Origin of the sequence: Mycobacterium sp. 852002-51057_SCH5723018 (genome assembly GCF_001667035.1) — a bacterium.
GTDB lineage: Bacteria > Actinomycetota > Actinomycetes > Mycobacteriales > Mycobacteriaceae > Mycobacterium.
Genome location: NZ_LZIR01000040.1, coordinates 77,602 through 93,013 on the forward strand (window position 1 = coordinate 77,602; position 15,412 = coordinate 93,013).

At 67.0% G+C, this 15,412-nt stretch carries 14 protein-coding genes; 11 read left to right on the forward strand and 3 right to left on the reverse strand.

What is annotated here, in order from left to right; translation table 11 throughout:
* Positions 1–16 precede the first annotated feature (16 nt).
* From A5764_RS09520 to A5764_RS09535, 4 genes are all read left to right on the forward strand, one after another.
* Positions 17–1,210 carry a thiolase family protein gene (locus A5764_RS09520; protein WP_067112316.1) on the forward strand — a complete coding sequence of 398 codons (1,194 nt, stop codon included), beginning with the start codon at positions 17–19 and terminating at the stop codon, positions 1,208–1,210.
* 22 nt (positions 1,211–1,232) lie between these two features.
* On the forward strand, positions 1,233–2,681 hold the full coding sequence (locus A5764_RS09525; RefSeq protein WP_067112130.1) for a FadR/GntR family transcriptional regulator: 1,449 nt from the start codon (positions 1,233–1,235) through the stop codon (positions 2,679–2,681).
* A 109-nt stretch (positions 2,682–2,790) separates the two neighbouring features.
* A complete protein-coding gene (locus A5764_RS09530; RefSeq protein WP_156664593.1) occupies positions 2,791–3,804 on the forward strand; it encodes a sensor histidine kinase in 1,014 nt (337 codons plus the stop codon).
* Between the two features lie 262 nt (positions 3,805–4,066).
* Entirely contained in the window at positions 4,067–4,561 is a 495-nt protein-coding gene (locus A5764_RS09535; RefSeq protein ID WP_067112136.1) for a homocitrate synthase, read from the forward strand.
* Between the two features lie 21 nt (positions 4,562–4,582).
* On the opposite strand, the gene A5764_RS09540 is transcribed toward A5764_RS09535, so the two are convergent.
* Positions 4,583–6,064 (reverse strand): cytochrome P450, encoded by a 1,482-nt coding sequence (locus A5764_RS09540; protein WP_067112139.1) that lies wholly within the window; start codon positions 6,062–6,064, stop codon positions 4,583–4,585.
* A 115-nt stretch (positions 6,065–6,179) separates the two neighbouring features.
* On the opposite strand from A5764_RS09540, the gene A5764_RS09545 reads away from it, so the two are divergent.
* Both A5764_RS09545 and A5764_RS09550 read left to right on the forward strand, forming a co-directional pair.
* Positions 6,180–6,824 (forward strand): TetR/AcrR family transcriptional regulator, encoded by a 645-nt coding sequence (locus tag A5764_RS09545; RefSeq protein ID WP_067112319.1) that lies wholly within the window; start codon positions 6,180–6,182, stop codon positions 6,822–6,824.
* A 27-nt stretch (positions 6,825–6,851) separates the two neighbouring features.
* Entirely contained in the window at positions 6,852–7,766 is a 915-nt protein-coding gene (locus tag A5764_RS09550) for an SDR family oxidoreductase (RefSeq protein WP_067112142.1), read from the forward strand.
* Positions 7,767–7,835: 69 nt separating this feature from the next.
* On the opposite strand, the gene A5764_RS09555 is transcribed toward A5764_RS09550, so the two are convergent.
* Together A5764_RS09555 and A5764_RS09560 are read right to left on the reverse strand one after the other, a co-directional pair.
* The gene (locus A5764_RS09555) at positions 7,836–8,885 is read right to left on the reverse strand and encodes a DNA polymerase IV (RefSeq protein ID WP_197501275.1); all 1,050 of its coding nucleotides are present in this window, start codon (positions 8,883–8,885) and stop codon (positions 7,836–7,838) included.
* The gene (locus A5764_RS09560) at positions 8,873–9,475 is read right to left on the reverse strand and encodes a TetR/AcrR family transcriptional regulator (RefSeq protein WP_067112321.1); all 603 of its coding nucleotides are present in this window, start codon (positions 9,473–9,475) and stop codon (positions 8,873–8,875) included. Before A5764_RS09560 ends, A5764_RS09555 begins: the two co-directional genes overlap by 13 nt.
* Before the next feature lie 50 nt (positions 9,476–9,525).
* Between A5764_RS09560 and A5764_RS09565 the strand changes: the two genes are divergently transcribed.
* The 5 genes from A5764_RS09565 to A5764_RS09585 all read left to right on the forward strand — a co-directional run bounded on the left by A5764_RS09565 (position 9,526) and on the right by A5764_RS09585 (position 15,248).
* Entirely contained in the window at positions 9,526–10,122 is a 597-nt protein-coding gene (locus A5764_RS09565) for an NAD(P)H-dependent oxidoreductase (protein ID WP_369807296.1), read from the forward strand.
* Positions 10,123–10,636: 514 nt separating this feature from the next.
* Positions 10,637–10,876 (forward strand): redoxin NrdH, encoded by a 240-nt coding sequence (locus tag A5764_RS09570; protein WP_067112145.1) that lies wholly within the window; start codon positions 10,637–10,639, stop codon positions 10,874–10,876.
* Positions 10,877–10,947: 71 nt separating this feature from the next.
* Positions 10,948–11,427: a class Ib ribonucleoside-diphosphate reductase assembly flavoprotein NrdI gene (nrdI, locus tag A5764_RS09575; RefSeq protein WP_067112148.1), complete on the forward strand. Its 480-nt coding sequence runs from the start codon at positions 10,948–10,950 to the stop codon at positions 11,425–11,427.
* Positions 11,397–13,574 carry a class 1b ribonucleoside-diphosphate reductase subunit alpha gene (nrdE, locus tag A5764_RS09580; RefSeq protein ID WP_082951613.1) on the forward strand — a complete coding sequence of 726 codons (2,178 nt, stop codon included), beginning with the start codon at positions 11,397–11,399 and terminating at the stop codon, positions 13,572–13,574. The genes nrdI and nrdE overlap by 31 nt, the downstream gene beginning before the upstream one ends.
* A 270-nt stretch (positions 13,575–13,844) precedes the next feature.
* Positions 13,845–15,248: an FAD-binding oxidoreductase gene (locus tag A5764_RS09585; protein ID WP_197501268.1), complete on the forward strand. Its 1,404-nt coding sequence runs from the start codon at positions 13,845–13,847 to the stop codon at positions 15,246–15,248.
* Positions 15,249–15,412 lie beyond the last annotated feature (164 nt).

Below are 15,412 nucleotides of genomic sequence, written 5' to 3' on the forward strand. Positions count from 1 at the left end.
CGACGGGGTGGTGTGCATGGCGTATTTCGAAAAAGAGGCGATTCTGTCCGGCATCGGCATCTCGCGGATCGGCCGTCGCACCGGCATTCCCGGAGTGGAACTGACCATGGAGGCGGTGCGGGCCGCCATCGACGACGCCGGCCTGCGCGCGGGTGACATCGACGGAATTGCGACGCTGGGCGACACCCCGGCCCAGGAGGTCAACGCCCAACTGGGGATCGAGGCTGCCGACTGCGGAGCCGGATTCGGCACCGGCGGCTTGCTGAGTCCGGTGATGTCGGCGTGCCGCGCGGTCGCCGAGCGCCGCGTCCGCCATGTGGTCGTCTACCGGACGATACAGATGCTCGGCGGCACGGTACCGGTCAAACCGCAAGCGAACGCCCCGGCGCCGGCGCTGGCCCGCATGTTCGACACCCCCGAAGGGGAGCCCAAGCCGGCCGTCGGCGCGATGGACGACGTCACGGATCTTGTTGCGGCCCACGCCTATTCGGCGGCCAACTGGCTGGCGCTGAACTGCCGTCGCCACATGGAGCTGTACGGGACCACCAAAGAACAACTGGGCTGGTTGGCGCTCAACGGCAGGCGCAACGCCGCGTTGAATCCCCTCGCGGTGTACCGCGACCCGATGACAATGGCCGACTACCTGGGCGCGCGGCCGGTGTCGACGCCGTTCGGGCTGCTGGACTGCGACGTCCCCATCGACGGCTCAATCGCGGTGGTGGTTTCCCACGCGGAATATGGTCGCGACTGCCCGCACCGCGTGGTGGCGGTGGAGGCGATCGGCGGGTCCGACGGCGCCGGTGGCTGGTTCCACCGCGACGACTACCCGAAGATGGCCATGTCGGATGCGGCGGCGCAGATGTGGTCGCGCACCCAGCTGACGCCGGCCGACCTCGGCCTCGCCGAGTTGTACGACGGTTTTACGTATCTGACCCTCGCCTGGCTGGAAGCGCTGGGGATATGCGGCGACGGCGAGGCCGGCCCGTTCGTCGAGGGCGGGACGCGGATCGCCCGCGACGGCGAACTGCCGCTGAACACCTACGGCGGCCAGCTCTCGGCCGGGCGCATGCACGGCTACTGGGCGCTGCACGAAGGATGCCTGCAGTTGCGCGGCGAAGGGGGCGAGCGCCAGGTGTCGCAACGACCGGAGGTCGCCGTGGTCTCGGTGGGCGGCGGCCCGGTCGCCGGATGCATGTTGCTGACATGCTGAGATAGCTTGGGGGAGAGCATCATTGAGCTCTGACCCGGATACCGGCCGAGCGAACAAGCTGGCCTCGAAGGTGGCCCGCCAGATCGAGGCGGACATCGTTCGCCGCGGCTGGACCGTCGGGGAATCGCTGGGCTCCGAACAGGAGCTGCAACAACGCTATGGCGTGAGTCGATCGGTGCTGCGGGAAGCCGTTCGCCTCGTCGAGCACCACCAGGTCGCTCGGATGCGCCGCGGACCGGGCGGCGGGCTGCTGATTTGCGAGCCGGATGCGGGTCCGGCGACCCGCGCCGTGGTGATCTATCTCGAGTACCTGGGCACCACGCTGGGCGACCTGCTCAACGCGCGCCTGGTGCTCGAGCCCCTGGCGGCGTCCCTCGCGGCGGAGCGGATCGACGAGGCCGGCATCGACCGGCTGCGGGCGGTGTTGCGCGCGGAGGAGCAGTGGCCGCCGGGTTTACCCGCGCCCCGCGACGAGTTCCACATCGCGCTGGCCGAGCAATCCAAAAGCCCGGTGCTGCAACTGTTCGTCGACATCTTGATGCGGCTCACCACGCGATACGCCCTGCGGTCGCGGGCCGACTCGGCGACGGAGGCCATCGAGGCGGTCGACCAGATGCACAGCGCCCACGCCGCAATCGTCGCGGCCGTGACCGCCGGAGACGCCGCGCGGGCCAAGACGCTCAGCGAGCGCCACGTCGAAGCCGTGACCGCGTGGTTGCAGCAGCATCACCGGGGAAGCCGGGCACGCGGCCCACGGCGGCCGAACACGGGGGCGCCCAGGGGCAAGCTCGCCGAAAATCTCGCGGCCAGCATCGGTGACGAGATCGTCGCGGACGGCTGGCGGGTGGGTTCGGTGTTCGGAACGGAGACCGCGCTGCTGGAGCGCTACCGGGTGAGCCGCGCGGTGTTCCGGGAAGCGGTGCGGCTGCTCGAATATCACTCGGTCGCGCAGATGCGCCGCGGACCCGGCGGCGGGCTGGTCGTCGCCAGGCCCCAGGCCCAGGCCAGCATCGACACCATCGCCCTCTACCTGCAGTACCGCAAGCCGACCCGCGAAGACCTGCGCTGCGTCCGCGATGCCATCGAGATCGACAACGTCGTCAAAGTCGTCAAGCAGCGCGCCGAACCCGAGGTGGCGGCCTTCCTGGCGGCCCACCGGTCGGTGCTCGACGGAAGCCCTCGAGGAACCGCCGGCGATGTACGCCAGGCCGCCGCCGAGGAGTTCCGGTTCCACTTCGGCTTGGCGCAACTGGCCGGCAACGCGCTGCTGGAACTGTTTCTTCGCATCATCGTCGAGCTGTTTCGCCGCAACTGGTCCAGCACCGGGCAACCGGCGCCCACGTGGGCCGATGTCGTGGCCGTCGAGCACGCTCACCTGCGGATTCTGCAGGCGATGGAGGTCGGCGACGACAGCCTCGCACGCTACCGCCTCCGCCGGCATCTGGACGCCGCCGCCTCCTGGTGGCTCTAGGGACCGCTTTGCCCGCGGGTGTGACCTGTTCGTGCGTATACGGAGGGGCCTTCGGGGGTATGGGGATGGGAAAAGTCTTATGGCCGGATCCAGCAGGGGGTTGGCACTAGTGATCGAAAGCGAGAGTGCCGGAATGACAGGAGGTTTGGGGGGGACGAAAACCGCGCAACGGGGTTTCGTTCATTCCGCCCTCCTGTACCGCTCGCAGCGGGAGTATTTGGACGTCGTGGTGCGCTTCGTGCTCGACGGTTTGACGAGGGACGAGGCGGTGCTCGTCGCGTTGCCCGACGACAAGCTGGCCTTGCTGCGGGACGCGTTCCAAGCGTTCCAAGCCTCCGGCGGCGGCCTTCCGGCCGGGCTGCGGCTGGCCGACATCGCGGAGGTCGGCCGCAACCCGAGCCGGTTCATGGCGATCCAGGGCTCCTTCGCCGACGAACACCCCGATCGACGGGTGCGGATCGTGAGCCAACTCGCCTGGCCCGGCCGCAGCGACGACGAGTTCGTCGCGTGCATCGAGCACGAGGCGCTGGTCAACGGGGCCCTCGAGGGGTACCAGGCCACCGGGTTGTGCCTCTACGACGCGAGCCGGCTGAACGACGACGTGCTGGCCGATGCCCGCGCGACCCATCCCCTGCTGTGGAGATGCGGGGAGCTGCACCGCAGCGCCGACTACGCGCCCGACGACGTCCTCGAGCGCTGCAACCGGCCGCTTCACGTCAAGCCGGGAGCCGTCACCTACATGGTCCGCAAGTCGGCGGACCTACGCCCCGCACGTTCCTTCGCCGTCGACTACGCCGGCTGGGTGGGGCTGTCCCGGGATGGCATCGAAGACCTGCAATTGATCGCCACCGAGCTGGCCAGCAACAGCCTGATGTATACCGAAGGCGCGTGCCGGCTGGCGTTCTGGCGCGATGACGAGCACCTGGTCTGTGAGGCGCGCGACACCGGACGGCTGGACGACCGGCTGGTGGGACGCCTGGACCCGGGCCCGGACGGCCCGGCCAGCCGTGGCCTGTTTCTGGTCAATGCCATATCGGACTTAGTGCGCACGCACACGACGTCATCCGGAACGACGATCCAGGCCTACCTTCGGTTTCACCCGTCGCCGGGCCCGAACGGGTGATCGGCTTACTTCGAGTTCACGTTCGGCGATGGTAGCGGACCGCGCGGTTGCGTTGCGGCGGAAGGGGTTTGGCCGAATGCCCTTCCGCTGAGGAAAATTCATTTGCGTAGTCGGGTTCGGGGCGTCTAGTCTCGCGCTCGTGCGTCTTCTTCAGCGTGCCGTAGCCAGCACCCGCAGCGGGGTCTGATCCAGACCGACCCCCCGCTGCGGGTCGGAAGCTACAGCCGTCGGTCGCTCCAGCTGATCAGGGAAGACCGACACCATGCCTTTTTCTCAGCCTGTTTCTCGTCCGCATTCGGAATGGTTCGCCGACCACTTCGGTGCCGCGCTGCCTCGCGGCCTGCGCGAAGAGGCCGACGCGATGTCCTGGGAAGGCTTCGTCGCCACCTACGGTCACACCGCCGGCCCGCTGCGGCTCGGGCACTGGGCGTGCACGGACACCGAGCGGCCCGCCGGGCGGCTCGGCCCGCAGCCGCGCAACTTCCGGGCGATGATCGCCGTCCGCGATCACATCAGCGCCTCGACCGCCGCGGCCAGCGGTCCGGTCGCCGCCCTCACCACGATGCTGCACGAGCGCGGGATCACCGTGGAGATGTTGAAGTTTCACCAGCTGCAGTCGGGCGACGTCACCGCCACTTTTATCAAGGGCAGCAACGGGATTCGCGCGGAGTGGGCGTTGGGTTGGTCGCAGGATCCGACGCAGTCGGCGCTGCGCGCGGTGATCGCCTGCGCCAACCGGCTGATGGCGGGTGATTAGCTGCGCCGGCTCGCGAGATAACTAGAGCGGGCGCAGCAGGATCGGCATGCCGTCCTTGGGCACCGGCATGCCGCCGTAGTCCCACTCGGGGTGGTATCCCGGGCGGGGCAGTTCGAGCTGATACCTGCGCAGCAGGCGGTGCAGGATCGTCTTGATCTCCAACTGCCCGAACACCATTCCGATGCACTTGTGCGCGCCGCCGCCGAATGGCGTGAATGCGTAGCGGTGCCGCTTGTGTTCGTTGCGCGGCTCGGTGAACCGGTCGGGGTCGAATTTCAGCGGGTCCGTCCACAATTCGGGCAGCCGGTGATTCATCCCGGGGTAGGCGATGACATTGGTGCCCTTGGGGATGTAGTAGCCCAGCAGGTCGGTGTCGCGCACCGTCTGCCGCATGGCCCACTGCACCGGCGTCACCAGCCGGATCGCCTCGTTCATGACCAGGTCCAGTGACTCCAGCTTCTCCAGGGAGTCGATGTCCAGCGGCCCGTCGCCGAGGCGGTCGGATTCGTCGCGGCAACGCTCTTGCCAGTCCGGGTTGGCGGCCAGGTGGTAGGCCATCGTCGTCGCGGTCGACGTCGAAGTGTCGTGGGCGGCCATCATCAGGAAGATCATGTGGTTGACGATGTCCTCGTCGGAAAACTTGTTGCCGTCCTCGTCCTCGGTCTGGCACAACACCGACAGCAGGTCATTGCCGTTCTTGCCGCGCTGTTCCTTGACCCGTGCGCGGAAGTAGTTCTCCAGCAACTCGCGCGCCTTGAGGCCTCGCCACCAGGTGAACGGGGGAACGCTGGTGCGGATGATCGCGTTGCCGGCGCGGGTGGTGATCGCGAACGCCTTGTTCACCTTGGTCACCAGCTCGCGGTCGGTGCCCGGCTCGTGGCCCATGAATACCATCGAGGCGATGTCGAGGGTCAGCTCCTTCATCGCCGGATAAAGAAGGAATCGCGCGTCGTTGACGACCCAGTCGTTGGCGACCACCTGCGAAACGACCTGGTCCATCTGTTCGACGTAGGACACCAGGCGGGAACGGACGAAGGCCTCCTGCATGATCCGCCGGTGGAACATGTGCTCTTCGAAGTCGAGCAGCATCAGGCCGCGGTGAAAGAACGGGCCGATCACCGGGACCCAGCCCTGTTGCGAGTAGTCCTTGTTGCGGTTGGAGTAGATGACCTGCGCGGCGTCCGGGCCCAGCGCCGCGACGCCCGGCAGGACCGGCGAATCCCCGAACACCACGGGGCCCTTGGTGTGGTAGAGGAACATCAGGTAGTCCGGTCCCCCGCGCAACATCTCGATGATGTGGCCGATGAACGGCAGTCCGGCGTCGCCGAGGACCGGCTTGAGCCCGCTGCCCGGCGGCGGGTCGGCGAGTTTGTGTTCCGGGAACTCGGTCTCGAGCAGCTTGCGCTCCACCAGACCCATGCCGGGGAAGTTGTTGATCGACGGGGTCAACCGCCGCCGCGCCTGGTCAAGCAGGTAGTGCGGGGTGCTGATGGTGGCGGGCATGAACGCTCCTTTGCGGCACGCGACGGGTGACGGCGGTCACTGATAACCATCCTTCGGGACAAACTTGACGGCTGTCAAGTTTGCTTTTGCGGCGGCGTGGTGCATGGTCGAGAGCGTGAGCAGCCATGCCGTCAATCCGGAGCCGGGCGAACCGGCGCGCCGGCGTGGTGACAAGCACCGGCAGGCCATCATGCAGGCGGTGCGCGAGCTGCTGGAGGAAAAACCGTTCGCCGAGCTGTCGGTCAGCACGATCAGCCAGCGGGCCGGGGTGGCGCGGTCGGGCTTCTACTTCTACTTCGACTCCAAGTACGCGGTGCTCGCCCAGATCATGGCCGAGGCCGCCGAAGAGCTCGAAGAGCTGACGCAGTATTTTGCCCCGCGCGGGCCGGGGGAGTCGCCAGAGCAGTTCGCCAAGCGGATGGTCCGCAGCGCCGCGGCCGTCTACGCGCACAACGACCCGGTGCTGACAGCCTGCAACGCCGCACGCACGACCGACGCGGAGATCCGCGACATTCTCGAGCAGCAGTTCGAGGTGGTGCTGCGCCAGATCACCGCGGTCGTCGAGGCGGAGATGACGGCCGGGACCGCCGACCCGATCAGCGACGACATCCCGACCCTGGTGCGCACGCTGGCGGGCACCACGTCGCTGGTTTTGACCGGCGACCCGCTGGTAACCAGCCGTGACGATGACGTGGAGCGCCGGGTGCGGGTGCTCGAGCAGCTGTGGCTGAATTCGCTCTGGGGTGGCGGTCACCGGTAACGCGTTACCGCCGGTATCGTCACCGCCATGGCGCGACAGGCGGCTGAGCGGTATTTCGCAGGGAAGCGGTGTCTGGTCACCGGCGCGGCCAGCGGCATCGGGCGGGCCACGGCCCTGCGGCTGGCCACCCACGGCGCCGAACTGTATCTGACCGACCGCAATGCCGAGGGTCTCGAGCTGACCGTGGCCGACGCCCGCGAGCGGGGCGCGCGGGTGCCCGAACACCGGGCGTTGGACATCGCCGACTACCAGCAGGTGGCGGCATTCGCCGACGAAATCCACGCCCGCCATCCGGCGATGGACGTCGTGCTGAACATCGCAGGCGTGTCGGCGTGGGGCACCGTCGACCGGCTGACCCACGAGCAGTGGAGCAAGATGATCGCGATCAACCTGATGGGTCCGATCCACGTAATCGAGACGTTCGTGCCGGCGATGGTGGCGGCCGGGCGCGGTGGGCACCTGGTCAACGTGTCCTCGGCGGCCGGGCTGGTAGCGCTGCCGTGGCATGCCGCCTACAGCGCCAGCAAGTTCGGGTTGCGCGGCCTTTCCGAGGTGCTGCGCTTCGATCTGGCCCGGCACCGCATCGGGGTGTCGGTCGTGGTGCCGGGCGCGGTGCGCACCCCCTTGGTGAACACGGTCGAGATCGCCGGCGTGGACCGCGAGGACCCGCGGGTCGCGCGCTGGGTGGACCGCTTCAGCGGACATGCCGTGTCGGCGGAAAAGGCGGCCGAGAAGATTTTGGCCGGGGTCGCAAAGAACCGGTACCTGATCTACACGTCGGCCGACATCCGGGCGCTGTACGCGTTCAAGCGGCTGGCGTGGTGGCCCTACAGCGTGGCGATGCGCCAGGTCAACATGGTGTTCACGCGCGCGCTTCGCCCCAGCCCGCCGACGATGCAGGCCGTGAAGCGGCGTGAGGAGGAGGCGGGCAATCGGGCCTAGCCCGCCGACGATGCAGGCCGTGAAGCGGCGTGAGGAGGAGGCGGGCAATCGAGCCTAGCTCCGGCGTCCCTACCGCGGCATGACCAACTCGAGTCGCACGCCGAGTAACCGAACCGGCCGGTCCAGCTCGAAAAGGTCCAGGACGCGCAGGGCGGCGGCGATGATGGTGTCGGCGTCGGTGGTGGGCGCCTCGAGCTTGCGGATCTTGGTGCGGGTGTAGAACGTCGCGGTGCGCACCGTGACCGCCACGCGGGTGACGATCCGTCCCGACGCCAGCACGTCGTCGAGTGCCTGTCGGGCCAATTGTGTGACGGCAGAGTCCATTTCGGCGCGGTCGGTGAGGTCGCGCGGAAAGGTGACGACGTGGCTGCGGGAGCGCGGAATCCACGGTTCGGCGCTGACGCCCGTGTCGCCGCCGCCCTTGGCCAGCAGCAGCAGCCACAGGCCGGTGCGCGGACCGAAGGTGGCCGTCAGCAGCTCCGCGTCGCTGTGGGCGAGCTGCCATACCGTCGTGATCCCAAGGGATGCAAGCTTTTTCGCCGTCTTCGGGCCCACGCTCCAGAGGGCGTCGACCGGGCGGTCGGCCATCAGGGTCATCCAGTTCCCGTCGGTGAGGGTGAAGATGCCGGCCGGTTTTGCGAAGCCGGTGGCGACCTTGGCCCGCTGCTTGTTGTCGCTGATGCCCACCGAGCACGACAGGCCCGTCTCCGACGAGATGACCGTGCGGATCTGTTCGGCCAGCTCGGTGGGGTCCTGGCCGGCGAACCCGATGTAGGCCTCGTCCCAGCCCCACACCTCGACGGGGTGTCCCAGGTCGCGCAACAACGCCATCACCTCGTCGGACGCCGCGTCGTAGGCGGCGGGATCCGACGGGAGGAAGGTGGCCCCGGAGTCTGGGGGGCAGCGGCGGGCAGCCGTGCGCAGCGGCATGCCCGCGTGCACGCCGAATTCGCGCGCCTCGTACGAGGCGCAGGTGACGACCTTGCGCGGTTCGGTCGGGTCGCCGCTGCCGCCGACGATGACCGGCAGTCCCGCGAGCTCGGGGTGGCGGCGCAGCTCGACCGAGGCCAGAAACTGGTCGAGGTCCACGTGCAGGACCCAGTCGGTCACCGCCCGCACAGCTTGCGCGCCAGGCTCTCCCACGCGTCCCCCAACGTCTCCAGCGTGTGGCCGCCGTTGTTCAGCTTGTGCTCCACATAATCCGCGTCTAGCAGGGCCAATAGGGCGTCGGTCTGGGAATCGAGGCTGCCGGTGGTGTTCGCCGAGGACAGCAGCACCCGCACATGCGTGCGCAACACAGTCGCCGGCGGACCGTAGCGCAGCTGCGGATCGCGGCCGGCCTCCGACAGCAGCGCGTGGTGGGTGTGCACGAAGCGGATCCGCTCCCGGCCGAAGGCCACCAGCCGATCCACCGGCGGCGCATCGGGCCCCAGCGGCGGCGGGCCGAACAGGAACGCCTGCTGGCTGGCCCGCTCGTCCTCGTCGAGCAGGACCATCATCAGGGCGGCCCGGCTGCCGAACCGGCGGAACAGCGTGCCCTTGCCGACGCCCGCGGCCTCCGCGATGTCGTCCATGGTGACGGCGTCGGCGCCGCGTTCGGCGACCAGGTCTCGGGCGGCCTGCAGGAGCAGGGCGCGGTTGCGCGCCGCGTCCCCGCGCTCCTGGGGAACGGAAACGTGCAACTCGCTCAGCCGCTCGACACCGCTCACCACTGCACTTTAACGCCGCCGGAATAAACTGGACTACGGTCCGGTTGGGCGTGCGAGGATGTAGACCAACAACCGAAGGGAACGGGACATTGGCAGAGGTCAAGATCTTGGCGCTAGTGGGCAGCCTGCGCGCGGCGTCGATCAACCGTCAGATCGCCGAGCTTGCAGGGGCCGTCGCGCCCGAGGGCGTCGCCGTCACGATCTTTGAAGGGCTCAACGAGCTGCCCTTCTACAACGAGGAGATCGACGACGCGATGAACGCCGACGCCCCGCCGCTGGCCCCTGCGGTCGCGCTGCGTGGCGCGGCGGCCGACGCGGATGCCGCCCTGGTCGTCACCCCGGAGTACAACGGCAGCATCCCGGCCGTCATCAAAAACGCGATCGACTGGCTGTCGCGCCCGTTCGGCGACGGCGCGCTGAAGGGCAAGCCATTGGCGGTCATCGGCGGGGGCTTCGGGCGGTACGGCGGGGTGTGGGCGCACGACGAGACCCGCAAGTCGTTCGGCATCGCGGGCGCCCGGGTGATCGAGTCGATCAAGCTCTCCGTGCCGTTCGGCACCTTGGAGGGCAAGGCCCCGGCGGAGCACTCCGAACTATCCGAGAACGTCCGCGACGTGGTGGGCAAGCTGGCCGCCGAAGTCGGCTGAATTTGCCTTCATTTGGTTGGAACCAACAAGCTCCCTCCCCGGCGATCAGCACGGTTGCCACACGCGGATAGCCAAAGCCGCCAGCTTGTGCTGGCGGCTTTGCTAGCGGCGGGCGGGCGAGCCGCCGGCGCCGGCGATGTCGGTGGCCGCTGATATACCAATGCCCATGGGCGTCGTCGGGCCAGTCTGTGATCTGCGACACGCCGGGCGCGCGTCGAAGTTTCTCCGCGACAGCGCTTACGACCAGGGAATTTCAGAATTGTTATTTAGAAGATGTTGTATCTCGGGATCTTGTCAGCCACTAGGTGTAGTGTTTCGAGGGCCGGCAGATCCCAGGTTCGCCAAGCCCGGCTGGCTTGGCGAACCTCCCGGAACCGGGCCAGCCGGGTCGTTCGACCCGACGGCCGCAGGACGGGAATCTGGGGCCATGACGGGCCGCTGAACCTAGCGCAGACGTAGTACCCAAGCAGTTGCCAGTCCCTAGTACGTTGACCTTCCGCAAAGGAGCGGCATCATGAGCATCACCGTGTACACCAAGCCGGCATGTGTGCAGTGCAGCGCCACCTTCAAGGCTCTGGACAAGCAGGGTCTGGACTACGAGAAGGTCGACATCACCGTGGACTCCGAGTCGCGGGACTACGTGATGGCGCTCGGCTACCTGCAGGCCCCCGTGGTGGTGGCCGGCAACGACCACTGGTCGGGCTTCCGGCCCGACCGCATCAAGGCCCTCGCCGGCGCCGCGCTGAGCGCTTAGGCGACAGGCAGGACAGACGTTAGGTAAGGGAGGGCGGTGCCATGGATACCCCGGGGCGCAGCCTAGGTCGGATGAGCGGCGACCCGCTGCGCCCGGGTGCGCCGCGCTTGCGATCGCAACTGGTCTATTTCTCGTCGGTGTCGGAGAACACCCACCGCTTCGTGCAGAAGCTGGGTGTTCCCGCCACGCGGATACCGCTGCACGGCCGCATCGAGGTCGACGACCCCTACGTCCTGATCCTGCCCACCTACGGCGGCGGGCGGCCCACCCCGGATCTCAACGCCGGGGGCTATGTCCCTAAGCAGGTCATCGCCTTTCTGAACGACGAGCACAACCGGTCGTTGATCCGCGGCGTCATCGCCGCGGGCAACAACAACTTCGGCGCCGAATTTGCTTACGCGGGCAACGTCATCTCCCGCAAGTGCGGCGTCCCGTACCTTTACCGCTTCGAATTGATGGGGACCCCGGACGATGTGGACGCCGTCCGCGCGGGACTTGCCGACTTCTGGAAGGAACAGACGTGCCACCAACCGTCGCTGCAGAGCCTGTAACCGCCGGCACGCACTCCCATCTCGCTGGGGGGCCGGACGAACATGACTACCACGCCCTGAACGCGATGCTGAATCTGTACGACGCCGACGGCAAGATTCAGTTCGACAAGGACGCGCTGGCGGCTCGCGAGTACTTCCTGCAGCACGTCAACCAGAACACGGTGTTCTTCCACAACCAGGACGAGAAGCTCGACTACCTGATCCGCGAGAACTATTACGAGCGTGAGGTTCTCGATCAGTACTCGCGCAACTTCGTCAAGTCCCTGCTGGACCGCGCCTACGCGAAGAAGTTCCGGTTCCCGACGTTTCTCGGCGCGTTCAAGTACTACACCTCCTACACGCTGAAGACCTTCGACGGGAAGCGCTACCTGGAACGCTTCGAGGACCGCGTGGTCATGGTGTCGTTGACGCTGGCCGCGGGCGACACCGCGCTGGCCGAGAAGCTGGTCGACGAGATCATCGACGGGCGGTTCCAGCCGGCCACGCCGACGTTTTTGAACTCGGGCAAGAAGCAGCGCGGCGAGCCGGTGAGCTGCTTTTTGCTGCGCATCGAGGACAACATGGAGTCGATCGGGCGATCGATCAACTCCGCGCTGCAGCTGTCCAAGCGCGGCGGGGGAGTCGCGTTGCTGCTGAGCAACATTCGCGAGCACGGCGCGCCGATCAAGAACATCGAGAACCAGTCCTCGGGCGTCATCCCGATCATGAAGCTGCTGGAGGACTCGTTCTCCTACGCCAATCAGCTGGGGGCCCGGCAGGGCGCCGGCGCGGTGTACCTGCACGCGCATCACCCCGACATCTACCGCTTCCTGGACACCAAGCGCGAGAACGCCGACGAGAAGATCCGGATCAAGACGCTGAGCCTGGGCGTGGTGATCCCCGACATCACCTTCGAGCTGGCCAAGAAGAACGAGGACATGTACCTGTTCTCGCCGTACGACGTGGAACGGGTGTACGGCGTCCCGTTCGCCGACATCTCGGTGACCGAGAAGTACTACGAGATGGTCGACGACGCGCGGATCCGCAAGACGAAGATCAAGGCGCGGGAGTTCTTCCAGACGCTGGCCGAGCTGCAGTTCGAGTCCGGCTACCCCTACATCATGTTCGAGGACACGGTGAACCGGGCCAATCCCATCGAGGGCAAGATCACGCACTCGAACCTGTGCTCGGAGATCCTGCAGGTCTCCACGCCGTCCGAGTTCAACGAGGACCTGTCGTATGCCAAAGTGGGCAAGGACATTTCGTGCAACCTGGGGTCGCTCAACATCGCCAAGGCGATGGACTCGCCGGACTTCGCGCAGACCATCGAGGTCGCGATCCGCGCGCTGACCGCGGTCAGCGACCAGACGCACATCACGTCGGTGCCCTCAATCGAGCAGGGCAACAACGACTCTCACGCCATCGGGCTGGGGCAGATGAACCTGCACGGCTACCTGGCCCGCGAGGGCGTCTTCTACGGCTCCGAGGAAGGCGTCGACTTCACCAACATCTACTTCTACACGGTGCTGTATCACGCCCTGCGGGCCTCCAACCGCATCGCGATCGAACGCGGCACGCACTTCAAGGGTTTCGAGCGGTCCAAGTACGCGTCCGGCGAGTTCTTCGACAAGTACACCGAGCAGGTGTGGGAGCCGGCGACCGACAAGGTGCGCCAGCTGTTCGCCGACGCGGGGATCCGGATTCCGACCCAGGACGACTGGAAGCGGCTGAAGGAGTCGGTCCAAGCGCACGGCATCTACAACCAGAACCTGCAGGCGGTGCCCCCGACCGGGTCGATCTCCTACATCAACCATTCGACGAGCTCGATCCACCCGATCGTGTCGAAGGTCGAGATCCGCAAGGAAGGCAAGATCGGCCGGGTCTACTACCCGGCGCCCTACATGACCAACGACAACCTCGAGTACTACCAGGACGCCTACGAGATCGGCTACGAGAAGATCATCGACACCTACGCCGCGGCCACCCAGCACGTGGACCAGGGTTTGAGCCTGACGCTGTTCTTCAAGGACACCGCCACCACGCGCGACGTGAACAAGGCGCAGATCTACGCCTGGCGCAAGGGAATCAAGACGCTGTACTACATCCGGTTGCGGCAGATGGCGCTGGAGGGCACCGAGGTCGAGGGCTGCGTGTCCTGCATGCTGTAGGACGCGCGGGCTGAGATCGCAGCACCTCTTGCGGCCCTGGGCAGTTCGCCGTCGAATCCCAAGCGGCGTGACATCTAGCTGACTGCGCTTTGCGGACAAGGGCCGCGCTATGTGGGTAGACCGGCGGTATCGCTATCCCTAGCTTTGTAATCGACATTGGCCGGGCCGTCGTGTCCGGTCAGCGGTGCCCGTACAGGGGTCGAACCCATCCGGGACCCGTTCTGTTGATTCTCCGCCCCGGTCTCGCTCTACGAAAAGAGGATGCACGCCGTGATTTGTGATGATCTGTCTCTGCCGCCCGTACGGCCGGAGGTTGCCGCAGCCCTGCAGATGGCGGTGGCGGGTTCGGTTCTGCTGCCGGGTGACGCCGGATATGACGACGAACGCGGCGTCTTCAACCTGAATCACGAGCTCAAGCCCGCTGTGATTGTGGTGGCGCAGTGTGCGATTGATGTCGCGGCGGCCGTTGCTTTCGCGGCGGAACAGCGCCGCCCGGTCCTGGTGAAGGCCACCGGCCACCAGATGGTTGGCACGGCGCAGGGTGCCGTCCTGATCACTACGCACCGGATGAACGACGTCGACATCGACGCGGCCGGCCGCACGGCCCGAGTTGGCGCCGGAGCGACATGGGCCGAGGTTGTCCAGAAGGCAGCCGAGGTGGGGCTGGCACCTTTGAACGGGTCGGGCCCCACAGTAGGAGTCGCCGGTTACACCCTGGGTGGCGGTATCAGCCCGACCCTCGGCCGCTCCCACGGCTACGCCGCCGACCACGTGCGCTCGCTCGACGTGGTGACCGCGGACGGCGAATTCCGGCATGTCGACGCGGAATCCGACCCCGAACTGTTCTGGGCATTGCGCGGCGGTAAGGGCAACTTCGGGGTGGTCACGGCACTGGAATTTACTTTGTTCCCGGTTTCCCGGATCTACGGCGGCGGTATCTATTTCGCGGGAGAGCGGATGGCCGACGTGCTGCGCGCCTGGACGGCCTGGCACCCGAACACACCGGAAACCATGACCTCTTCCTTCGCAGCGCTGCGGCTGCCGCCGCTGCCCGAAATACCCGAACCGCTTCGCGGCGTGTTCACGGTGGCTCTGCGGATCGCCTATGACGGCACGGCCGAGGATGGCGAACGGATGATCGCGCCGCTACGGGCAGCGGCACCGGCAATCTTGGACACCGTGGCGGACATGCCCTACGCCGCAGTCGCTTCGATCCACAACGAGCCGACCGAACCACTGCCCTTTTACGAACGCAGTGTCATGTTGCGGGAGTTTCCCGCGGAGGCGCAGGACCAGCTTGTCGAACTTGTCGGTCCGGACTCCGACGCCACCATGTGGATCGCCGAACTGCGTGCCCTTGGCGGAGCCTGGGACCGAGAGCCGGCGGTGCCCAACGCCGTGGCGACCAGAGGCCTGCCCTATGCCCTGTTGGGCGTCGAGGTCGGTCCGCTGTCAGAGGAACAGCGGCTCAAGGAGTCGATCGCCGCGCTGCTCGACGGCATGGCGCCATGGCAGGGCGACCGGCGGCTGGTGAACAACCTCGCTCCGGAAGAAGCGACCGACGCCGTCGCGATCTACGGCCCGGAGTGCTACGAGCGCCTGGTCGGTGTCAAGAAGACGTACGACCCGACCAACATGTTCCGCCTCAACCCCAACGTGGTGCCAGCCGTCTGAGCATCGACGCCGATCACGGGGCGAGTAGCCGAGGCCGCGCTTTCCGGCCGTTGGCCGCGTGATTCGGGTAGACCGACAATTGCGGTGCCTCTATCTTTTACCCGTGAACGCTAGCCCTCGGCTGCATTGACGACGCGGCAGCCGCAACTTTCGCCAATCATCCC

Coding starts and splice junctions, on each gene's coding strand:
- A5764_RS09520 (WP_067112316.1), top strand. CDS start 17: ATGGCGTATTTCGAAAAAGAGGCGATTCTGTCCGGCATCGGCATCTCG.
- A5764_RS09535 (WP_067112136.1), top strand. CDS start 4,067: ATGCCTTTTTCTCAGCCTGTTTCTCGTCCGCATTCGGAATGGTTCGCC.
- A5764_RS09540 (WP_067112139.1), bottom strand. CDS start 6,064: ATGCCCGCCACCATCAGCACCCCGCACTACCTGCTTGACCAGGCGCGG.
- A5764_RS09550 (WP_067112142.1), top strand. CDS start 6,852: ATGGCGCGACAGGCGGCTGAGCGGTATTTCGCAGGGAAGCGGTGTCTG.
- A5764_RS09570 (WP_067112145.1), top strand. CDS start 10,637: ATGAGCATCACCGTGTACACCAAGCCGGCATGTGTGCAGTGCAGCGCC.
- nrdI (WP_067112148.1), top strand. CDS start 10,948: ATGAGCGGCGACCCGCTGCGCCCGGGTGCGCCGCGCTTGCGATCGCAA.